The organism is Algimonas arctica (assembly GCF_014652695.1).
GTDB classification, from domain to species: Bacteria; Pseudomonadota; Alphaproteobacteria; order Caulobacterales; family Maricaulaceae; genus Litorimonas; species Litorimonas arctica.
Genome location: NZ_BMZH01000006.1, coordinates 121,401 through 143,345 on the forward strand (window position 1 = coordinate 121,401; position 21,945 = coordinate 143,345).

Here is a 21,945-nt window from a genome sequence, read left to right on the forward strand (position 1 = left end):
GCGCGCGTTGATATGCCCATAGTCTAGGCACATTATATCACACTCTGCGGCGTGATCCGCAGTTATGAGAGACACGTTGACAGATTCAAGGGCTTTATCCCCCGAAGACACACCCCCCGAAGACAATACGGGGACAATCCGGACCCGTCCTATTGCGCTGGTCGGTCTTATGGGCGTGGGCAAAACAACCGTGGGGCGACGCTTGGCCAAAGCGCTTGATCGGGACTTTTATGATTCGGATGAGGAAATTGAACGCGCGTCAGGTCGGACCGTGGCGGGTTATTTCCGCGATCACGGTGAAGCGGCCTTCCGCAATGGGGAACGCCGTGTCGTCGAACGGCTGATCGCCCTCCCGGATATTGTTTTGGCCACAGGGGGCGGCGCGTTCATTCATCCGACCACACACGCCATTCTAAAAGACCGCGCGATCGTGATCTGGTTAAAGGGTGATTTTGAGACCATCATGGAACGTGTGTCCCGCAAAAATACGCGTCCATTGCTGCAAGTTCCGGACCCTCGCGCGCGTATGCGGGAGTTGATGGATGAGCGAGACCCGATCTATGCGCAGGCCCACATTACCATTCCCGTCGCCAAAGGCCCGCATATGCGGACCGTGGGCCGCGTTGTACGTGCGATAGACAGCTATATCGCGAAAGCGGAAAAGAAAGCGAATAGCTATGACTAAGGCCGCCCCCGAAACGGTGCGCGTTGATCTCGGCCCGCGCAGCTATGATATTACCATCGGCCCCGGCGAATTACGCCGTTTAGGGGAGCGGCTAAGAGCGGTCACGACATCAAATCGAGTCGCCGTGGTGACAGATGAGAATGTCCATGCGTTACACGGCCCCGCGATTGCTGAGGCGCTGTCTGATTTTCAGACGCACATGATTGTCCGCCCCGCCGGGGAAGCGCAGAAAAGTATGGCGGGCTTAGAGGTCGTGTTGGATTCCCTCTTCCGCGCAGGCTTTGATCGGTCCGACACGGTCTTGGCCTTTGGCGGTGGTGTGATCGGGGATTTGAGCGGATTTGCCGCCAGTATCTATAAACGCGGGACGACATTTGTGCAGGTGCCGACGACCTTGCTCGCGCAGGTCGATAGTTCTGTTGGCGGTAAGACGGCGATTAATAACAGCTATGGCAAAAACCTCGTTGGCGCCTTTTATCAGCCCCGGCTCGTTCTGATTGACACGGACTTGCTTTCGACATTGCCGGATCGCCAAGTGAGGGCGGGCTATGCCGAAGTGGTCAAATACGGCCTCATTGATCGGCCCGACTTTTTTGAGACATTAGATGCAGGCGCGGGCGCGCAGGTTCTGGCGTTAGAACCGGATGCTTTACGCGACGCGATTTCAGTCTCCTGTTTGGCCAAAGCCGATGTGGTGGCACAGGACGAACGCGAAGGGGGCTGTCGCGCGCTGCTGAACCTAGGGCATACGTTCGCACACGCATTAGAGCTGACAGCGGGCTATGACGGCGATCTGCTGCACGGCGAGGCGGTCAGTGCCGGCATGGATATGGCGTTTGAATTTTCCAGCCGTTTGGGACTTTGCTCTGCGGAACAAACACAGCGCGTTCATGATCATCTGTCGCGTCTCGCGATGCCGACCCGCGCGGATATGGGACGGTTCCTGACGGACCCGAACGCCTTATTGGGTCATATGCGACAAGATAAGAAGAACGAAGGCGGGCGGATCACGCTGATTTTGGCGCGGGGTATTGGACACAGCTTTATTGAAAAGTCTGTCTCTGAGGCCGATCTGCTCGCTTATCTCAAGGACATATCGACATGAGTGCGTTTTTAGAGCCGCAGAACCTGATCCTAATCGGGATCGTTCTGATGTTGCTCGTTTTCTCCAGCTTCTTCTCCTCATCCGAAACGGCGCTGACGGCGGCCTCGCGGGTGCGGATGCATGCCGCTGAAAAGGCAGGCGATAAGCGCGCAACCGTCGTGTCACGGCTGATGAATATTCGCGAGCGTTTGCTGGGCGGAATTCTGCTCGGCAATAATTTGGTCAATATTCTCGCGTCGGTCCTGACGACGAAGCTTTTCACAAATGTTTTTGGCGGTGGCGGTATCGCTTTGGTCGCGGCCACAGCCGTAATGACGGCTCTCATTCTGATCTTCGCTGAGGTTCTGCCGAAGACCTATGCGATTTCTCAACCGGATAAGCTGGCTTTAATCGTCGCTCGCCCGATCAGTCTGATCATCAAAGTGCTCAGCCCGATTGTCCTCTTGGTTCAATGGATCGTCAATATTGTGCTTCGCATCTTTGGTATCGACACCAATGCCAGCGCGTGGACGGCTGCCGATGAAATCAAAGGGGCCGTTGATCTACATCTGCAAGAAGGCGGCGTGGCTAAACGCGCGCGCGACCAGATTTACGGCGTGTTAGAAATCGGGGAATTGACCGTCGAAGACGTCATGATCCACCGATCCAATCTATCGATGGTCGACCTCGCCATGCCGACGGATGAGCTGATCAAAAGTGTGCTGTCCTCGGGTCACTCTCGCCTCCCGGTCTATTCAAATAATAGCGATAATGTGGTCGGCATTATTCACGTCAAAGATTTGCTGGCGGCCTTAGTCAAGTCAGGCGACGCGGCGGCCGTCGATGTCAAAAAGCTGCTGCGCGAGTCTTGGTTCGTGCCGGAAACGACCTCGGTCGTAAAACAGCTGCGCGCCTTTCAGAGCAAACGCGAACATTTTGCCCTTGTGGTTGATGAATATGGCGCGCTGATGGGCGTCATTACATTGGAAGATATTCTCGAGGAAATCGTCGGCGATATTCAAGATGAATATGACGAAGAACTGGCGGGTGTGACGCGTTACAAAGACGGGAGCGCCGTGGTGCGCGGTGATATCGCGATCCGCGACCTTAATCGTGCTATGGATTGGAAACTACCGGACGACGAAGCCGTGACGATTGCCGGCTTGGTCATCCATGAGAGCCAGACCATTCCCACGATGGGGCAAGCTTTTGCCTATCACGGCTACCGGTTTGAAATCCTCACCCGTGAACGCAATCAAATCCAATCGCTCAAGGTTCGTAAAACCTTCGAACCGGATCAGAGGAAAGACGGATGACCATCTCGCTGATGAAATTGTTTCCTTTGAGCGCGTGCGCTGTGATGGTGCTAGCGGGATGCGAGGGCGAGGCTGTCGTGCCGGACACGCAGCTAATTACCGGAGCGACGTTCATCACGATGGAAGCGGGACCATCACCCGAGGCGATGGCGATCAAGGACGGGCGGATCATCGCCATCGGTGCGCAAGAGACATTGCGCGTGGCCTATCCGGACGCTTTGCAGCGTGACTTTACCGGCAAAACAATCATTCCCGGCGTCGTCGATAGCCACGTTCATGCGCGTGAGCTGGGTATGGATGCGATCAAGGTTGATTTGGTGGGTGTGAAGAATGTCGACGATATTGTCGCGCGCATTCGGGCCCAACGCCCCGATGCAACGCCCGGCGAATGGATCATCGGGCAGGGCTGGGATGAAGGCGCATTCGCCGATCTCGGTGGACCGGGAGGCTACCCAACAACGCAAGCGCTGAGCGTCGCCTATCCCGATACGCCGATCGCCTTAGAAGCCCTGCACGGTTTTGCGGCGATGGCCAATGACTCTGCTTTAGCCAAGGCGGGCATCACGGCGGCTACGCCGGATCCAGAAGGCGGGACAATTTTGCGCCGCGACGACGGACAGCCCAGCGGGGTGCTTCTCACCCTGTCGCAAGCGCTACTCTTTAACGCTGTGCCGTCGCTGGATCAGGCGCAGATTGAACGGGCGATTGTTGTCGGCTTGGAAACACTGGCCGCGCAGGGGGTGACCTCTGTGCACGAAGCCGGAATGGAAGGCCGCGATGTCGAAGCCTTTACGGCTTTGGCGGACCGCGGTGAATTGCCCATTCGCGTGTTCGGTCTGCTCAACGGGAATGACGGCGCTTTGATGGCGGAATGGTTTGATCGCGGGCCGCTGGATGATCCACAAGATCGTCTCGATATTGGCGGCATTAAAGTCTTCTATGATGGCAGTTTGGGATCGCGCACAGCGCTGATGCGCGCGCCTTACTCGGATCGCCCTGACACAGCGCGACCTACGGCTCGGATCTCTTTGGCCGAAGTAGAGTCCTTAGGCGAAGATGCCCGCACATATGGCTTTCAAATGGCGGTGCATGCGATTGGCGATGAAGCGAACGCCAATATCCTGACCAGCTATGAACGTCGTTTGGCCCCCAATGAGACCCGACCGACGCCAGACCATCGCTGGCGGATCGAACATGCGCAGGTCGTGACCGCTGACTTCGCGGAGCGCGCCGCCGCTCTGAACGTCATCGCGTCGATGCAACCGAGCCACGCCATGGGTGATAGTGACTGGGCTGAAGACCGTGTTGGCCCGCGTCGAATCCGGCGCGCCTATGCGTGGAAATCTTTTCAAGATGCGGGTGTGCCGATCATTTTCAATTCCGATTTGCCTGGCGAACCCTGGGCGCCGATGGAAACGCTACACTTTGCCGTGACACGGACAAAGCTGGACGGTTCACCGGCCGGTGGGTGGTATTTGGGCGAAGCATTGGACCGTGAGGCCAGCCTCCGCGCAATGACACTGACTGGTGCCTATGCGGCGTTCCAAGACGACAGCCTTGGCAGTCTGGCTGTCGGGAAATGGGCCGACTTCGTAGTTTTGAGCGACAATCCGCTCACAGCCACCGACATTCGTCCCATAACCGTCGAAGCGACCTACGTGGCGGGACAAGAAATTACCAAGACCCCCGCGAACTAAGACCCCCGCGAACTAAGGGGTTTGTTTGAACCGCACAGCTAGCGTGACAATCGCCACCGTTAAGCCGTGGCCTGCGAGGCCGACTGTCCACCAGGCCGCCGGGACCATCATGACAAACCCGTTGCCGTAGCTACTGATGCTAATGGCCATAAAAACGATCATGCCGAAAATATAACTGGCGAAGTGAATTAAAAAGGAGAGTCGCAGCGCGGCGAGCCCTTCCGTCGCGTGGGCTTTTTCGTCGGCCTTCGCTTGTACTTTGGGATCAACTGTCAGGGCCACGACCTCGACATTAAAGGCCGCCGCCAGCGCCATGACAGACTCGTATGACGCAGCCTCTCCATTTTCTCTGCGTTGCACCGTTCGCGTTCCGATACCTGCCAAGTCAGCGAGATGTTCTTGTGACCAATGGCGTTCTTCACGCCAGCGTCTAATTTTCGCGGCGTCTGGGTGAAATTGCATGTCTGGCTCCTGAATTTATGTGCGGACCGAGTTCCGCAAATGACAGGATCAACAGGCCACAATCGTCTTGTAACAACAACGTCAGCCCCCTGTCAGCCTCACGCCATCATGCCGCCACGGGGCCGCCATGCCCCTGCCAAATGGCCTTACGTTGGGTTTATCGTCATTCGTACGGCATGCAGGACGGCCACTTCAGTTTCTATCGCGTCTAACACGGCCCGGTGTCGGGCCAGCCGGGAGAGGTCTGAAAACTGTGCGGCCTGGATGGTGATGTGAATGTGACTCGGTGTGTTGCCATGTTCGGCCACATGTTCAGCTGCGCCGCCATGTCCAGCATGTAAGTGAGATTCGTTTTCGACCAAAAGGGTCGACGGCGAAAACGCGTCTCGTAGTTTTGTCTCGATAGTCGTGAGGATCGTGGTCATAGGGGTATTTAGCGCAGGTCGCCCAGAGTAGCGAGCCGTGATCCTCTCTTGATTTAAGACTGTCTAGCGGCCATATTGCGCAGTCCGAAATTCACCCCACTTAATGCAGATAGCGGAGCCTAATTTGGCCTACGAATGGAAATCCAAAGGCATCGACATCAGCGCCGCCAAGGCGAAGAAAAAGAAGAAGCCGACTGAAGAACCCTGCGATTGGGCGGATTGCGATAAGATGGGCGGCTGTAAAGCGCCCAAGTCACCGGACCGCCTCCGAGAATATCATAACTTCTGTCAGGCTCACGCGCGCGAATATAATAAAAACTGGAACTTCTTCCAAGGCATGAGCGATGCTGACATCACGGAATGGCAAGTGGGTGTGCGTCACGGACACCGGCCAACGTGGGATGTCCGCAAGAATACGGGCGAACGGGCCAAGGCGAACAGCCGTCGTAAAGCAGGCACAACCGCCGCAGGCGCAGAAGGCTATACGATATTTGGCGACGGTGTTGATCCGGGCAGTGCGGATATTAACCCGCGTCGCGCCGTGTCGAAAATGGCGCTTAAGGCGCTGCATGATCTCGGTCTGGATGATGGGGCGACGCAAGACGAAGTCCGCAAACGCTACACTAAATTGGTCAAACAGTTCCACCCGGATGCTAACCAAGGTAAACGTGACGCGGAAGAAAGCTTCCAACGCGTGTTAAAAGCGTGGAAAATCCTCAAAAACGCAAACTTGGGGTAAAAGCCTATCCCATTTCCGATAAGGTGCAGACGCAAGCCGGGATCATCACTGGTCTGCTTGGTTTGTGCGTAAGCAAGAGCTAGAGCCGAACAAACTCCATTACTCAAGACGAGACCCGATGAGCACCGATCAATTCCCGCTGTTCCAGCCCGACATCAAAATTTCTGCGCGCGAGGTTTTCGGCGTTGATTTCGATATGGAAGTTCCAGCCTTCAGCCAAACGAGCGAATTTGTCCCGCCGATTGATGAGGCTTACCGGTTCGATGGCCCCACGACCCAAGCGATCTTGGCTGGGTTTGCTTATGATCGCCGTGTGATGATCCAAGGTTATCACGGCACGGGTAAGTCGACCCATATCGAACAGGTCGCGGCACGGCTGAACTGGCCAATGGTACGGATCAATCTCGATAGCCACGTGAGCCGGATTGATTTGATTGGGAAAGACGCAATCGTCCTCAAAGACGGTAAGCAGATCACAGAATTTCGCGAGGGGCTTTTGCCGTGGGCATTGCAAAACCCTGTCGCCCTGACCTTTGATGAATATGACGCCGGTCGTCCGGATGTGATGTTCGTGATCCAACGCGTGCTGGAAGCGCAAGGTCGCCTGACCTTGCTGGATCAAAATAAAGTCATCACGCCGCATCCGGCGTTTCGTCTGTTCGCGACGACCAACACAGTTGGCCTCGGCGACACGTCGGGTCTTTATCACGGCACGCAACAGATTAACCAAGGCCAGATGGACCGCTGGTCGATCGTTTGCCAACTCAACTATCTGCCGAATAGCGAAGAAGAAAAAATCGTACTGGCGAAGTCACCGACTTACGACACGGCCGAAGGGCGCGACATTATCGCCTCCATGGTCCGCGTCGCTGACATGACCCGCAACGCCTTTATCAATGGCGATATCTCCACCGTTATGTCGCCGCGCACGGTGATGAACTGGGCCGAAAATGCCCGCATCTTCGACGGCAATCTGGCGCAGGCGTTCCGCCTGACATTCTTGAATAAATGTGACGAGCTAGAACGCCCGGTGATTAGCGAGTTCTACCAGCGTGCCTTCGGCGAGGATTTGCCGGAGAGCGCGGCAAGTGTGATGGTGGCTTAGGGCCTCTGATCCGTTTTCGAATGAGGGCATAGCGAGAGGACCAATCATGCGCGTTCTCGTTCTGGGTGCCTACGGTCTTATTGGCCTGCCAATCTCGCAGCGTCTCATACGTGAGGGTCATGCGGTGACGGGGCTCGCGCGCTCTCTTGAGAGGGGGCGCGCCTTACTGCCAGACGCCGAATGGATTGGTGCCGACCTCGCGGCCCTGACGCAACCCTCCGCATGGCACAGCCATCTCGATAAAATTGACGTCGTTGTAAATGCATCTGGGGTCCTTCAAGCTGGGTTAGGCAACCGCGTTGGGATCACGCAGCATGACGCAATCGTCGCGTTGATCGCCGCGTGTGAGCAAAAAGGCGTGTCTCGGTTTGTGCAAATATCCGCGCCCGGCGTGACGCGAACAGACCGAACGGAATTTTTCCGCAGCAAAGCGTTCGCGGATGACGCGTTGAAAGCCTCATCCCTTGATTGGGTCGTACTTCGACCGGGGTTAGTTCTGTCCCCACAAAGCTACGGCGGGACGGGGCTGTTGCGTATGTTGGCCGCGATGCCGTGGGTGCAGCCTGTCTTTCTTGCGGAAGCCCCGATTCAAACCGTCTATGTGGATGACGTGGCTGAGGCCGTTTTAATGTCGGTCGTCGGAGACTTTGACGGGCAGGATATCGATCTCGTGGAAATCGAGAGCCATACGCTGCTCGACATCACCCTTCAGGTGAGGCGCTGGCTCGGATTTGCGCCGCCAAAGTTTATTTGGCGCGTTCCGGCCTTTCTGGGAAGCAGTGTCGCCAAACTTGCCGACGTGGCGGGATGGCTGGGGTGGCAGTCCGCCTTGCGGTCCACTGCCTTGAGCGTGCTCAAAGACGGGGTCCGGGGCGATACAACGGCTTGGACGAAATTGCGGGGAAAGCCGCCGTCATCCCTGCAAGAAACATTACGCGCCTTGCCCTCCTCACGACAGGAACGCGTGTCGGCGCGTGCGGCGCTCGTCTACCCTGTCATGGTCATCACACTGTCTTTGTTTTGGCTGGTTTCGGGGGTGATCGGGTTGATCCATAAAGCCGCCGCATCGGCCACACTGGCGGATGCCCTGCCAGCGCCCGTGGTGGCCTTGGCTGTGATTGGCGGGGCGATAGCGGATATTCTGGTCGGCGCGTTAATTGCCTTTCGCCCAACGCTGCGGCGGGGCTGTTTGGCGAGCGTGCTGCTGGCAGGGGGGTATCTCTTGGGCAGTGCGGTCCTAACGTCGCATTTATGGGCTGATCCGCTAGGGCCGATGGTCAAAGTCTTTCCCGCGCTTGCGCTGGCGCTGGGCGTGCTCGCCCTCTCCGAGGACCGATAGCTATGATAGAGCTGGTCCGATGGATCCACATCTTAGGCGCGACCGTTCTCTTGGGGACGGGCGCTGGGATCGCGTTTTTTATGGTCATGGCGCACCGAACGAAAGACCCTGTTCTCATCGCGCATACAGCCGGAATTGTGGTGATCGCTGACTGGGTTTTTACGGCCAGTGCGGTTGTTCTGCAGCCCATAACAGGTCTCTGGTTGGCCAGTCTTCTTGGCTGGCCCCTCTCAGAACCTTGGATCCTGCTCTCAATTGGGCTTTATGTCTTCACAGGATTGTTCTGGGTGCCTGTCATTTGGATTCAGAAACGGCTGCGCGATTTAGCACGACAGGCGGCCCAGGAGCGTGTCGCCTTACCCGCGCAATATTACCGTCTGTTCCGCCTCTGGTTTGTCAGCGGGTTCCCCGCCTTCTTCGCGGTGATCGGCATCCTATGGCTGATGGTGAGCCGCCCGACATTTGGCTAAAACGCCTTACCCCGCTGTCTCGCGCGCGACGGCGCGGAGCATATCGGCGATTGTGTCTAGCCTAGCGTCTTGCCCCTCAATTCGGTGCTGCGCGGCGAGGGCTTTGATATTGGTATAGCTAACGGCTGTGCGTCCGGCTTCGTCGGTATAGATCAGAATTTTGAGCGGCAGGTCCAGGCCCATTTGTGGGGCGGCTTGTATAAGGGGGGTGCCGCCTTTGGGGTTGCCAAAGATGAAGAGCTTGGATTGTCCAATGTCGCGGCCGACGAGGGTCGCCCCGGCGCTGTGGTCGATAATCGTGAATAGGGTCAGGTCGCGCGCGCCAATGGCTTCGCGCAGGCGAGTTTCGGCGGCGACGAAACTATCGGATACCGTCACCGTTTTATGATCCGGCGGCGGCGGCGGTGGAGCGCTCGCACAGGCGGAGAGCGAGAGGAGCGCGGCTGAGGCGATAAGCAAATGTTTCACGCCATAGGAATGACTGAAAGCGATGTTTTGTTCCAGTCTAAAAGTCTTGTCGCCGATCAGTGTGCGATCAAGTTCAATTCGCCCCGAACTTCGGAAATAGTTTACCGGCACTGCGACGGTAACTTAAGTAAGCTTCGCCATGTTCTTTGATCAAGTCCCGTTCTTCAAACCATAAGCCAATGAAGATGTAGACGGTGAAGCCAATGCTGAGGCCAATCTGCGTCATCGACATTGAGGGCGTGGCCCAGACGCCAATAAGGACGCCTGTTTGTATGGGGTGACGGATATATTTATACATGGCGCGTTTGACGAAGCGCAGAGGCGGAAGCGGTTGGTTTTTAAAATTTAAGAAGACCTGTCTGAGGCCGAAAAGATCAAAGTGGTTAATTGCAAAGGTTGCGGCCAATAAAAATGCCCAACCAAAAATAAAGATTGCCCAGAGACTATAAACTGCGAGCGTGGCCTCTATGTCCCACACCATCCCTGTCGCGTTTAACCAAAAACCGATCAGGCCGATGCTGGTTACTCCGGCAACCAGAACGTAGGTGGATCGCTCAGCTGACGCAGGGATAACCCGCGTGAAGATGGTTTTAAAACCGGGTCGCGCCATAACCGTATGGATAAACCCCCATAGGGACACGAGAACGAGGTTCCATACGATTGGGTTTATCGCAACAACGGGGTCACTTAAGAAAAATCCGTAAGGGATAAAGCCCGCGAGCGCTGCGATAATGCAGAGGAGGCCAGCAACGCCGATGAAATAGGCGGCGACTCCATAAAAGAGTATAAGAAATTTTGACATTGCCCCCCCCCGAGTTCGACCGAGCATTTCTGCCGGATCGAAGGAAAATGTAGCGGAGGCATTAGGCGCCGTCAACTAACTGGAGGGTGCAGTCATGTGTGGGGGATTAAAGGCCGCAAAGGGCCCATCTCACTTATACCACAATAGAGAAGAGCCAGCCGAACAGACCGAGCGAAACGCTGAGCGCGATTAACATCAACACGCCGTCGCGCGCGATTAGCGCGAGCCCCATGAGCCCAAGGATCGCCGCCGCAGGCACAACACCGAACGGGATTAGGCCAAGCGGCACCATGGCCGTGGAGAGTAGGATTGCAACCAGCGCGGTGAGCACCAGCATCACGCCTTCGGTCGCCCATGGGAGACGAGGACTAATGACATTATCGATTTTGGCCAACCACGGCGAGACTTTGGCATGAACGGTCGAGACTCGGGCGTAAGGGACGCGGACCTTGGCTAAGATATTCGGCACCCACGGATAGGGACGGCGGGCCAAGAGTTGAACGGCAAAGGCAATGTTGATCAACCCAAAGGCGGCAGGCAGGCCCGGAATAATGCCCAGCGGTGTCATTAAAAAGAGGCCGCAGAGGACCATAACGGGACCAAAAGCTCGGTGGCCCATCGAGACGATGATATCGCGTAGATTGCTGTCGGCCCCATCCATTTCGCTCAACACATGGGCGAGCACGCCTTGTAAGGGGGCGTCTTCCAAGGGCGTGTCTATTTTTTCGGCGGGGTCCGTCATAGCGGTGACAGATAGGGCGCGCGCTGTTAGGGCGCTAGCGCTAATCGCAATCGCGACATGGAGAGTTTTGCGTTGGAATTCGATGTTTGGTTGAAGCTCGTCGTTTTATTCGGCGCCGGCGGGCTTACGCCCGGACCGGCCGTCATGTTGGTGATGGCCAGTTCGTTTCGTTACGGGTTCCGCCCGGCCATGCTGGCGGCGTTCGGGATTGCGACGGCGAATGTGTTGTGGTTGATTTTGGCCGCGACCGGGACGGGCGCATTGCTGGAAACTTTTCCGGCCGTGACCTTTGCGCTGAAAATGCTGGGTTTAATCGTTATTGTTTACCTGGCGGGGTCCGTCGCCTTTGGGCCTGCGCCGGATATGAGTATCGGGAGCGCGGATGCCCCGAAACGCTCGTTACTCTATGCCAAAGGTATTGGCCTTCAGATCAGCAGCCCGATGCCGCTGGTCTATTTCGGCTTGCTCCTGCCTGTTTTCTTTGATGCCGACAAACCGATGGTCCCGCAGTTTTTGATCATGCTAGCGACAGTGACGGTGACGGAAATCTGCGGGCTGGCCGTCTATGCCGGGTTCGCGCGCTGGATCCGTGAGAAGTTGCAAAATGCGACCGCAGCGCGGGTGTTCAACTGGATCATTGCGGTGGTGATGACGGTTAGCGGCGTATGGGCCATTCTCGCCTGATAGCCGATAGACGGACAGAATTGACAGAAAGCTCGGCGAGCACGGCTTAACAAAAAAGGCGCGCTCGAAATCGCGCCTCATTTCGTTTGAATTAACGTCATTGGGACGTAAATTTAGACGCTTTCAATTGCCAACGCTTGCGCCGCTGCGCTCAGGACTGCGCCAATACGGATCGCTGTCTGCACACCGGCGGGTTTAACGCCGCCTTTGATGACTTCGGCGACATGCGCGTCCATACACATGCCGCAGCCATTGATCGCTGACACGGCCAAGCTCATCAGTTCGAAATCGACTTTGTCGATGCCGGGATTGCCGATCACATTCATGCGCAGATTGGCGGGCATTTTCGCATATTGGTTATCCGAGACGAGATGGGTGAAGCGGTAATAGATGTTGTTCATCGCCATAATGGTCGCGGCGGCTTTGGCCGCTTCGACAAGCGCGTCAGACGCCGTCACTTCTTCTGTGATCGCGGTAATGACAGCGGCGTTTTTCGTCGCATAAGCTGACGCGAGCGCGACACCTGCCACTGCCTCTTTGGACAACCCGTCCATCCCGTCGGCCGCGAGAACGCGACCGAGGTTGAGCTTGATGTCCTTGGCATAATCCGGAAGGGCGGATTTAAGCTCTGACAGGGCCATTATGCTGCTTTTTGTACGTCGATGACGTCGTCACCTTTGGACCAGTTACACGGGCACAATTCGTCAGTTTGCAACGCGTCCAGCACGCGCAAAACTTCGTGTGGGTTACGACCAACATTCAGGTCCGTGACATAGATGAAGCGCACAACGCCGTCCGGGTCCGCGATGAAGGTCGCGCGTTGGGCCACGCCCTCGGCTTCGTCGAGAATGCCAAGCGCTGTCGTCAGTTCACGCTTAATGTCGGCGAGCATAGGAATCGGCAGATCGCGCAACTCCTCTTGGTGCTTGCGCCAGTTCCAGTGGGTGAACTCGCTATCCGTGGAGGCGGTCAGCAGGACGGCATCGCGGTCTGCAAATTCTTCGTTCAAGTCGCCAAAAGCCGCGATTTCAGTGGGGCAAACGAAAGTGAAGTCTTTGGGATAAAAGAACAATACCGTCCATTTACCAGCCAGATCAGCATTAGACACGGTGGTAAAAACATTGTTGATATTGATTTGGTCAAACGGTTTTCCGTCGACGGCGGTCAGAGAGAATTCGGGAAGTTTATCGCCGATTTTAATCATGGAATTTGTCTTTCTTTGACAAGGTGAGTCTATTTTAAAGCCTTTGAACGCTGATCATTCAGCGGTCACGGCGCGCCCCTAGACCCACTGAAACGGCTCGACCAATCGTTTGTTCCAATCGCTTTCATAGGTGCCGCCGAAGGGTCATGAATGGGACAGCGTGCACAGTTAAGAGGCGTGAGTGGGGCTTGCGGATTACGCTGTCGGAGACTATGCGGCGCGCGCTAATACCTTTGATACGCAAAGAAATATTATGAACCTGTCCGCCATTCCCGCTGGGGAAAATCCCCCGCACGATATTAATGTTGTGATCGAAGTCCCGCTGGGCGGGGAGCCGATTAAATATGAACTGGATAAAGCCAGCGGCGCGATGTTCGTTGACCGGTTTCTCTACACGTCGATGCGTTACCCATGCAATTATGGGTTCATCCCACACACGCTGTCCGATGACGGCGATCCGACGGATGTTCTTGTTGTGGGTCAGCGCGCGCTCATGCCGGGCTGTGTGGTCCGGGCGCGCCCGGTTGGTGTCTTGTTGATGGAAGATGAGGCTGGGTTGGACGAGAAAATCGTCGCCGTGCCGCATCACAAATTGACGCGCTATTACGATCAAATTGAAACCTACCGCGACCTCCCGCAGGTGCTCCAAGACCGTATCCCGCACTTCTTCGCTCATTATAAAGATTTGGAGCCGGACAAATGGGTTAAAGTTCTGGGTTGGGGCGATATCGACAAAGCCCGGGAAATGATTAGCGCCGGCGTTGCCGCGTTTAAATAACCGCTATTCGCCCGCGTCTTTGGGGTCAGCCTCAATCCCCGCGAGCCGCTCAGCGAGGTCGATTTTTTTATCGACCTCCATACCGCGTAAGATTTGAATGCGTTGGGCTTGCGGACTCCCGGCGCCGTGCAATGACTCGGTTAGGTAGCCGACCGCGTTCCGGCCCAATGTCATGTTTTCGATTAAGCGAAGCATGCGGCGACGGTCCTCTACCGGACGATTGCTTCGCCCTTGCAGATATTTGTCGAGCAGGGGGCCTGTCTTTGGATTTTTGAAATCCGCATCAGACGGCAGAGTGACCATCAGACCGCCCGCAAGATCTTGCGCCAATCGTGAAATTTCATACGGGTAACGCGTGACATTATGCTTGCAGACATTGGCTAGCATGGAATCATTCATGAAAATTCCAGACTCAAGCTGGGTGGCCTCATGCGATGACGCGATGGCGCTGGAATAAATCGTCTCGTTCAAATGGGTCATCTCGACCAGCTTGTCTTTAATGTGACTGGCGTGATCCGCGCCATTCTGACGCGCGATTGATGCGGCCGCCCCGACCATCACATCGCCGAGCCCTGTTTTGCAAACATAGGACGCGCGGTGATAGCTGGTGAAACGGGCGACCATCTCTTGCGCGAACTCATGCTCCCCATCCATCAATACATGCTCCCACGGGATGAAAACGTCATCGAAAACGACGAGAACTTCTTGGCCGCCGAAGCGCGCGTTGCCCGCATCAATATCACCGTCTTCCATTGCCCGCATGTCACAGCTCTGTCGGCCATAAATATACGTGAGCCCCTCGGCGGTGAGCGGCACCATGCCGACAACGGCATAGTCCGTGTCGTCCTTTGTCATATTCATGGTCGGCATGACGCAGATGAAATGGCTGTTGAGCCCGCCGGTCATATGCGCTTTGGCCCCGCGCACATAGAGCCCCTCTGCGTCGCGTTTCACGACTCGCATAAAGAGGTCCGGGTCGGCTTGTTCGTGCGGGCGTTTGGACCGATCGCCTTTTGGGTCGGTCATGCCTGCGCCAATGACGATGTTACGGCGTTGAGCCTCGGCCATGAAACGCAAGTAACGCGCATGATAGTGTGTGCCGTGTTTGGCATCGATGTCATAAGTGATGGAATGCAACACGCTGATCGTATCGAGTCCGGCGCAGCGTTGGAAACACGTCCCTGTTAATTGTCCCATGCGGCGTTGCATCTTATTCTTGGCAACGAGATCAGCGGGGGAGCCAACAATATGCAAAAACCGGTTCACGGGCGCATCAATCAGATCGCTATGCGCGGTCGCCAACTCCGGATCGGCGATGGCGAGGTCATAGCTCATCTTGAGCGCATTAATGCTCGGCCGGACGATGGGGTGATCGACAGGCTCAACGAGACGGTCCCCGAATAGATAGACATCCAGATCACGCCCCCGCAGGCTTTCGACATAATCGTCGCCCGTTTTGATGACCGGAATTCCGTCCCAGCTGGATGTGGCTGTGCGCATGATCGTTCTCCCATTTACAGGAAGTCTTAGCACATTAGCGTCGTCCGCCGTCCTGAGTGGCTGGAATCAACACGCCTATGATGGCCCCAAATGGCGCAAAATACGCGGAATATAGACGGCCAGGGTCATGGCGCGCGCGGCGTAATAGATTAAAAATGCGATCCAAATGCCTGCCGCGCCAAAATGTGGAACGATAGCAAAGTGTGCGGCTATATAAATAGCAACCGACGCAATCCCGGCATTACGCATCTCTGCTGTCCGGGTCGTCCCGATAAAAATTCCGTCGATCTGATAGGCTGCGAAACCGATAATCGGGGCCAAGGCGGCATAAGGCAGGTAAGTGCGCGCCATCTCACGCACGGCCGGGTCAGCGCTCAACGCATCGATCAAGAACGGACCGCCCAAGAAAATCAAGCCGCCAATGATAAAGGCAAATAGGGCTGAGAACCGTGTCGTCAGCATAACGGCCCGATTGAACCGCATCCGGTCTTTGGCGCCGTAGGCCGCGCCCGTCACAGCTTCTGCCGTATGCGCGAACGCATCAAGCACGAGCGCGCTCATGGTGATGAGCTGTAAATGGATATGGTTGGCCGCCATGAACAGACTGCCTTCGGTCGCCGCGGCATTACCGAAGAAATTAAAGCCAATGGTCAAGGTGATCGTCCGCACAAAAATGTTCGAATTGGCAACACCGAGCCTGCGGAGTTGTGTCGGGTTGAGCAGGTTGGCGCGGGTGACGACGCCCGGTTGGAGACCGCCACGGCGCGTGAACTCGCGGCGCATCAACATCAACCCCATCGCGAATCCCGCCCATTCGGCTAGCGCGGAGGCAAGCCCAACCCCGTAAAGCCCCGCGCCGAGCCAGATCACGAACAGGGGTGACAGGATAATGTTGACGAGGTTCAAAACCAACTGCAGCTGCAGCGCCAGCCCCGCGCGACTAATCCCGACGAACCATCCCATCAGGGCAATCGTGCCGAGAGTCGCTGGCAGTCCCCAGAGCCGGGCTTGAATATAGGTGGCGGCTTCCCCCTCTAATGCGGGCGACGCAGTGAAGATGGCAAACGCAGTCGGGAGCAGGAGCATCTGTAGCGCAAAGACGAGGGTGCCGATCAACAATCCCAAGGGGATAGCCCGTAAAATATGGCCTTGCACGCCGGCGATATCGCCCGCCCCGGCATCCTGCGCTGCGAGCCCGGCCGTGCTCATGCGCAGGAACCCAAAGCCCCAATAGACGATGCCGTAGATGACAGCGCCGAGGCCAATTCCGGCGAGCGCTTGGGTGCCAACAAACCGACCGACGACGAATGTGTCGACCAACCCGACCACAGGGGCGGCCGCATTGGCCAGCATGATCGGCCAGCTTTGGCCAAACACAGCGCGGGCGGTTAGAGGAATTGAGGGTGACGACATTGGGAGGCTTTAGAGGGAAGGTCGGGCGGAACCAAGCACAGCGCGCGGGTCAGGTTTCAAGACAAGTGTCCTGCTCCTGCTTCGGCGCGTGTCCGTGAGAGACAACAGGGAGCGTGGCACGGGATAGACATGCGGGTTAGAGTTCTGCGCCTGTCGTTCGCGCGGTTTGCGATGGGCTTTGACGGCAGTCGTCGACCTCCCCCATGATGGGGGAGGGTTCTAATTCAGCGGAGGGGACCAGAGATAAGACTTTATCCAATCCGGGTCCACGCTCGCACGGTTCGAGATCGGCTCAGATCAACCCTGAAGCCGCTGTGCCTTAGTCATGCGTTGGCGCGTAAGCCGCCAAGGTCGCCATTTGCAAAATCTCAGACGCGGCCGCGCCGAGTGAGCAAATCTGCACGGGTTTTTCGAGGCCCGTTAGGAACGGCCCGAGCACAGTCGCGCCGCCCACGGCATCCAGCAATTTGGTCGAGATGCTGGCGGAGTGGATGGCAGGCATGACCAGCACGTTGGCGGCGTCTGTGAGGCGCGAGAACGGGTAGGTCAGTGTGTGCAATGGATCGAGCGCGACATCGGCTGCAAGGTCGCCTTCATATTCAAAATCAACGTCTCGCTCATCCAAAATTGCAACCGCTTCACGGACTTTGAGCATCCGTTCGCCGACGGGGTTACCAAAGGTCGAGTAGGACAACATGGCCACGCGCGGCTCAAACCCAAATGTCTGGGCGAAAGCGGCGGTTGTTTCGGCAATATCAGCCAAATCCTCAGCCGTGGGCAATTCGGTGACGTTGGTATCGGCAATAAACAATGTGCGTTGCTTGTTGACGACAACGGACACGCCCATAGTGCGTTCACGTTTACGGTGGTTGAGCACAAGACGGACGTCGCGCAGCACAACATCGTAGGACCGGGTGACGCCCGATACCATGCCGTCTGCGAGACCGTGATGCATCAGCAAGGCTGAGAACACGTTCCGGTCATTATTGACGAGCCGCTGCGCGTCACGGCGTAGGAAGCCGCGGCGTTGCAGGCGGGAATAGAGATATTCTGTGAACTCTGCATTGCGGTCAAACAGACGGGCATTGAGCACAGTTAAGCTCTCCGGGTTTTCTATGCCGAGCAGTTTCATATTGTCGTAAATCGGCTTTTCGCGGCCAATCAGAATGGCTTTGCCCAGACCCCGTTGCTGGAATGATTGTGCGGCCCGAATGACGGCGGGCTCTTCGCCTTCGGCAAAGACGATGGTTTTGGGTTCTTCGCAAACCGCCGCGGTTATGCCTTGCAGGATCGCCGCCGTCGGGTCCTGACGCCGTGCGAGGGACCGTTTATAGGCTTCCATATCTTCAATGGGTTTGCGCGCGACGCCGGAATCCATCGCAGCTTGGGCGACGTAAGGTGGGATTTCGCTGATGAGGCGCGGGTCAAACGGGGCCGGAATAATATATTCCGGACCATATTTTGGACGGTTTCCGTGATAGGCGGCGGCGACTTCTTCGGGCACATCTTGGCGCGCCAGATCGGCGAGCGCGTGGGCGCAGGCCAGCTTCATTTCCTCATTTACATTGCGCGCGCGCACATCCAGCGCCCCGCGGAAAATATAGGGGAAGCCGAGAACATTATTGACCTGATTGGGATAATCAGAACGGCCCGTGGCAATGATCGCGTCATCGCGAACAGCCTTAATATCTTCAGGCGAAATTTCTGGGTCTGGATTGGCCATTGCGAAAATGATCGGATTGGGCGCCATAGACTTAATCATGTCCTGATTAACGATGCCTGCGACCGAAAGACCAAGGAACACATCGGCGCCAACCATGGCTTCGGCCAAAGTGCGCTTATCCGTGTCGACAGCATGCGGTGCCTTCCACTGGTCCATATATTCAGTGCGGCCCTGAAAGATCACGCCCTTACTATCGAGCACGAGGCAATTTTCATCTTGAACACCTAGGCTCTTGATCAGGTTGAGCACCGAGAGACCTGCCGCGCCAGCGCCGCTAAGCACGACCTTCATGTTTTTAAATTCGCGTCCGGTCAGGTGCGCAGCGTTTATCAAGCCCGCTGTCGCGATGATCGCAGTCCCATGTTGGTCATCGTGAAAGACCGGAATGTCGAGGAGATCGCGAAGTTCTTGCTCAATGATGAAACATTCAGGCGAACCGATATCTTCGAGATTGATGCCGCCGAAACTATTGCCGATGCGTTTGACACATTCGATGAAAGGTTCGGCTTCGACTTCTTCGACCTCAATATCGAAACTATCGATATCGGCGAAGCGTTTAAATAGAACGGCTTTACCTTCCATAACGGGTTTGGACGCCGCTGCGCCCAAATTGCCGAGACCAAGAATAGCCGTGCCGTTGGATATCACGGCGACCGTATTGCCTTTGGAGGTATAGTCGTAAACTGAGTCCGGGTTCGCCGCGATGGCTTCGACGGGGATCGCGACGCCGGGGCTATAAGCGAGGCTGAGATCGCGTTGCGTCGCCATAGGTTTCGTCGGCATCATCGAAATTTTGCCGGGGGTCGGATGGGAGTGGAAGCGAAGCGCCTGCTCGTCTGTTATATAGGGCTTCTTAGGGGGGCGCGGGGTGAGCTTGGACATGTTTATCTCCGCCCGGTGAACTGCAGTCGCGAACAGCGGGTTTGATGCGTGAAGTCGAACCTGTGAGTCCGACATTATGTTGTGGCCTGACCGGGCCAAGGATCACCGCATTTCACGGTCCGCGGTGGATGAACTGCAGTCGCGAACATCCCCGTCGCTCGGACCGATCCAGCAACGATAGGCGGGCTTTAACGCATGACACCCCGCGTGCAACTGCTATTGCAAAAGCGATCCGCACAAGTTTGCAGCGCGACTTCGTTGGGGCGGTTGAAATATGTGCGATTTTCCGGCTATCAGGGTATGGACACGTTAACGGCTGGGCGTCGTCTCGACTCATCACGCCCTAAACCGCATGGACAGTGAGACCTAGGCTCCCGCTGTTACTCTATGTCAGAGTGACACACGGCTGGAGCTATCGACTGGAAGGGACAATCATGAAGAAGATCGAAGCGATCATCAAACCGTTCAAGCTGGACGAAGTGAAGGAGGCGCTGCAGGCAATAGGCTTGCAAGGCATGACCGTTCTCGAAGCCAAAGGCTTCGGTCGGCAAAAAGGCCATACGGAACTTTACCGCGGCGCAGAATATGTTGTCGACTTTCTGCCCAAATTGAAATTGGAACTCGTGATTGCCGACGATCAAGTCGAAGCGGCACTCGAAGCCATCCAGACAGCGGCGAAGACCGGCAAAATTGGTGACGGCAAAATCTTTGTCTCCGATGTGGCGCAAGCGATCCGTATCCGTACCGGCGAAACAGGTGATGCCGCGCTTTAGACGCGTCACACTTTAAACGACCCTCTCCATAAACAGAACCTTTCGGGATAAGGACATTACATGGCTGACAAGGCAATCACTGCGAGCGACGTGCTCAAGACAATTAAAGACGAAGAGATTAGCTTCGTCGATCTTCGCTTCACAGACCCGAAGGGGAAAATGCAGCACGTTACTTTCCATTCCGATTTGGTGAATGAAGACTTGTTTGCAGACGGCACAATGTTTGATGGGTCGTCGATTGCGGGTTGGAAAGCCATCAATGAGTCCGACATGGTGCTTATGCCTGATGCCAGCACGGCCAAGATGGACCCATTTTATCAGCAAGATACGATGGCGATCTTCTGTGACATCCTCGAGCCTGATAACGGCACGCCCTATAATCGCGATCCTCGCGGCACGGCGAAGTCAGCTGAGAACTATATGCGTTCGGCCAATGTTGGCGACGAAGTCTATTTTGGTCCTGAAGCTGAATTCTTTGTTTTCGATGACGTTCGCTGGGACACATCACAGCATAAAACAGGCTATCAGTTCGACAGTGTCGAAGGGCCTTACAATTCCGATACACAATATGCCGGCGGCAATATGGGGCACCGTCCGGGTCCTAAGGGCGGTTATTTCCCCGTCCCACCAATCGACCATGAGCAGGATATGCGCTCTGAGATGCTTTCCATCATGAGTGAACTTGGTTTGCGTCCTGAGAAACATCACCACGAAGTCGCCCCGTCTCAGCACGAATTAGGCATGCAGTTCGACACGCTCTTGAAGATGGGCGACAATATGCAGCTCTACAAATATATCGTGCATAATGTGGCGCATGCTTACGGCAAATCCGCGACATTTATGCCCAAGCCCGTTCATAATGATAACGGCACTGGCATGCATGTTCATATGTCGATCTGGAAAGACAAACAGCCGCTCTTCGCGGGTGACGGCTATGCTGGCCTTAGCGACGAATGCCTCTATTATATCGGCGGCGTGATCAAACACGCGAAAGCGATCAACGCGTTCGCCAATGCGTCGACAAACTCTTACAAGCGTCTGGTGCCGGGCTTCGAAGCGCCCGTCATGTTGGCCTATTCCAGCCGGAACCGCTCCGCTTCCATTCGTATTCCGTGGACGGCGTCACGCAACGGCAAACGCCTTGAAGCGCGTTTCCCTGATCCAGCGGGCAATCCGTACCTGACTTACACAGCGCTCCTGATGGCGGGTCTCGACGGGATTAAGAACAAGATCCACCCGGGCGATCCGATGGATATTGATCTCTACGAATTGACGGCAGAGGAAGCCAAAGACATTCCACAAGTTTGTGGCTCTTTGCGCGAAGCGCTCGAAAATCTCGATAGTGACCGCGACTTCCTGAAAGCCGGCAATGTGTTTGATGATGACCAAATCGACGCCTATATCGAAATGAAAATGGAAGAAGTGCACCGCCTTGCCATGCACCCACATCCGGTCGAATTTGATATGTATTATAAGTGTTAAGCAGGTTTGAGTCCCCGAAAGGGACCTAAGGAGCGCGAGGCGATCCGTCACAAACTGCGTCAGCACGTCAGGCGCCCCAAAGGGAGCCAATCAAATATCGCAGATTTAAATTTAAGGCCGCCCCGATTACCCGGAGCGGCCTTTTTCTTGGTCGAAGCCTAGCTGCCACAAA

At 56.0% G+C, this 21,945-nt stretch carries 22 protein-coding genes; 12 read left to right on the forward strand and 10 right to left on the reverse strand.

The window, feature by feature from the left end; genetic code table 11:
• The first annotated feature begins 76 nt into the window (after positions 1–76).
• The 4 genes from IE105_RS08900 to IE105_RS08915 are packed head-to-tail and all read left to right on the forward strand — an operon-like array spanning position 77 to position 4,782.
• Positions 77–685 (forward strand): shikimate kinase, encoded by a 609-nt coding sequence (locus tag IE105_RS08900; RefSeq protein ID WP_233354077.1) that lies wholly within the window; start codon positions 77–79, stop codon positions 683–685.
• Complete coding sequence (aroB, locus tag IE105_RS08905; protein ID WP_189497602.1) at positions 678–1,790, forward strand: 3-dehydroquinate synthase; 1,113 nt, start codon at positions 678–680, stop codon at positions 1,788–1,790. The genes IE105_RS08900 and aroB overlap by 8 nt, the downstream gene beginning before the upstream one ends.
• Positions 1,787–3,085, forward strand: a complete 1,299-nt coding sequence (locus IE105_RS08910; protein WP_189497604.1) for an HlyC/CorC family transporter — start codon at positions 1,787–1,789, stop codon at positions 3,083–3,085. Before aroB ends, IE105_RS08910 begins: the two co-directional genes overlap by 4 nt.
• A complete protein-coding gene (locus IE105_RS08915; protein WP_189497606.1) occupies positions 3,082–4,782 on the forward strand; it encodes an amidohydrolase in 1,701 nt (566 codons plus the stop codon). The genes IE105_RS08910 and IE105_RS08915 overlap by 4 nt, the downstream gene beginning before the upstream one ends.
• Before the next feature lie 12 nt (positions 4,783–4,794).
• On the opposite strand, the gene IE105_RS08920 is transcribed toward IE105_RS08915, so the two are convergent.
• Both IE105_RS08920 and IE105_RS08925 read right to left on the reverse strand, forming a co-directional pair.
• Positions 4,795–5,244: a helix-turn-helix domain-containing protein gene (locus IE105_RS08920; RefSeq protein ID WP_189497608.1), complete on the reverse strand. Its 450-nt coding sequence runs from the start codon at positions 5,242–5,244 to the stop codon at positions 4,795–4,797.
• Between the two features lie 146 nt (positions 5,245–5,390).
• Positions 5,391–5,669, reverse strand: a complete 279-nt coding sequence (locus tag IE105_RS08925) for a BolA family protein (RefSeq protein WP_189497610.1) — start codon at positions 5,667–5,669, stop codon at positions 5,391–5,393.
• Between the two features lie 124 nt (positions 5,670–5,793).
• On the opposite strand from IE105_RS08925, the gene IE105_RS08930 reads away from it, so the two are divergent.
• From IE105_RS08930 to IE105_RS08945, 4 genes are all read left to right on the forward strand, one after another.
• A complete protein-coding gene (locus IE105_RS08930) occupies positions 5,794–6,408 on the forward strand; it encodes a J domain-containing protein (protein WP_189497613.1) in 615 nt (204 codons plus the stop codon).
• A 118-nt stretch (positions 6,409–6,526) separates the two neighbouring features.
• Positions 6,527–7,513, forward strand: a complete 987-nt coding sequence (gene cobS / locus IE105_RS08935) for a cobaltochelatase subunit CobS (protein ID WP_189497615.1) — start codon at positions 6,527–6,529, stop codon at positions 7,511–7,513.
• A gap of 46 nt (positions 7,514–7,559) precedes the next feature.
• Positions 7,560–8,852 (forward strand): SDR family oxidoreductase, encoded by a 1,293-nt coding sequence (locus IE105_RS08940; RefSeq protein WP_189497618.1) that lies wholly within the window; start codon positions 7,560–7,562, stop codon positions 8,850–8,852.
• A gap of 2 nt (positions 8,853–8,854) precedes the next feature.
• Positions 8,855–9,322, forward strand: a complete 468-nt coding sequence (locus IE105_RS08945; RefSeq protein WP_189497620.1) for a DUF2269 family protein — start codon at positions 8,855–8,857, stop codon at positions 9,320–9,322.
• 6 nt (positions 9,323–9,328) lie between these two features.
• On the opposite strand, the gene IE105_RS08950 is transcribed toward IE105_RS08945, so the two are convergent.
• The 3 genes from IE105_RS08950 to IE105_RS08960 form a co-directional block, all read right to left on the reverse strand.
• Complete coding sequence (locus IE105_RS08950; protein ID WP_189497622.1) at positions 9,329–9,781, reverse strand: DUF302 domain-containing protein; 453 nt, start codon at positions 9,779–9,781, stop codon at positions 9,329–9,331.
• 82 nt (positions 9,782–9,863) lie between these two features.
• Complete coding sequence (locus IE105_RS08955; RefSeq protein ID WP_189497624.1) at positions 9,864–10,592, reverse strand: methyltransferase family protein; 729 nt, start codon at positions 10,590–10,592, stop codon at positions 9,864–9,866.
• A 133-nt stretch (positions 10,593–10,725) separates the two neighbouring features.
• Positions 10,726–11,334, reverse strand: coding sequence for an exopolysaccharide biosynthesis protein (locus IE105_RS08960; protein WP_189497625.1), 609 nt, complete (start codon positions 11,332–11,334; stop codon positions 10,726–10,728).
• A gap of 57 nt (positions 11,335–11,391) precedes the next feature.
• Here IE105_RS08960 and IE105_RS08965 point away from each other — a divergent pair, with 57 nt between their 5' ends.
• Entirely contained in the window at positions 11,392–12,018 is a 627-nt protein-coding gene (locus tag IE105_RS08965; RefSeq protein ID WP_189497627.1) for a LysE family translocator, read from the forward strand.
• Positions 12,019–12,131: 113 nt separating this feature from the next.
• Here the strand turns inward: IE105_RS08965 and IE105_RS08970 are convergent, their stop codons facing one another.
• Both IE105_RS08970 and IE105_RS08975 read right to left on the reverse strand, forming a co-directional pair.
• A complete protein-coding gene (locus IE105_RS08970; RefSeq protein ID WP_189497629.1) occupies positions 12,132–12,659 on the reverse strand; it encodes a carboxymuconolactone decarboxylase family protein in 528 nt (175 codons plus the stop codon).
• A complete protein-coding gene (locus IE105_RS08975) occupies positions 12,659–13,222 on the reverse strand; it encodes a peroxiredoxin (RefSeq protein WP_189497631.1) in 564 nt (187 codons plus the stop codon). Before IE105_RS08975 ends, IE105_RS08970 begins: the two co-directional genes overlap by 1 nt.
• A 253-nt stretch (positions 13,223–13,475) precedes the next feature.
• Between IE105_RS08975 and ppa the strand changes: the two genes are divergently transcribed.
• Positions 13,476–14,000, forward strand: coding sequence for an inorganic diphosphatase (ppa, locus tag IE105_RS08980; protein ID WP_189497722.1), 525 nt, complete (start codon positions 13,476–13,478; stop codon positions 13,998–14,000).
• A 3-nt stretch (positions 14,001–14,003) separates the two neighbouring features.
• On the opposite strand, the gene IE105_RS08985 is transcribed toward ppa, so the two are convergent.
• The 3 genes from IE105_RS08985 to IE105_RS08995 form a co-directional block, all read right to left on the reverse strand.
• Positions 14,004–15,500, reverse strand: a complete 1,497-nt coding sequence (locus IE105_RS08985; protein ID WP_189497633.1) for a 4-hydroxyphenylacetate 3-hydroxylase family protein — start codon at positions 15,498–15,500, stop codon at positions 14,004–14,006.
• A gap of 75 nt (positions 15,501–15,575) precedes the next feature.
• Positions 15,576–16,913: an MATE family efflux transporter gene (locus IE105_RS08990; RefSeq protein ID WP_189497635.1), complete on the reverse strand. Its 1,338-nt coding sequence runs from the start codon at positions 16,911–16,913 to the stop codon at positions 15,576–15,578.
• Between the two features lie 319 nt (positions 16,914–17,232).
• A complete protein-coding gene (locus IE105_RS08995) occupies positions 17,233–19,518 on the reverse strand; it encodes an NADP-dependent malic enzyme (RefSeq protein ID WP_189497637.1) in 2,286 nt (761 codons plus the stop codon).
• Positions 19,519–19,952: 434 nt separating this feature from the next.
• Between IE105_RS08995 and IE105_RS09000 the strand changes: the two genes are divergently transcribed.
• Entirely contained in the window at positions 19,953–20,291 is a 339-nt protein-coding gene (locus IE105_RS09000) for a P-II family nitrogen regulator (RefSeq protein ID WP_189497639.1), read from the forward strand.
• Between the two features lie 60 nt (positions 20,292–20,351).
• Complete coding sequence (gene glnA / locus IE105_RS09005) at positions 20,352–21,773, forward strand: type I glutamate--ammonia ligase (RefSeq protein ID WP_189497642.1); 1,422 nt, start codon at positions 20,352–20,354, stop codon at positions 21,771–21,773.
• The last annotated feature ends 172 nt before the right edge of the window (positions 21,774–21,945 follow it).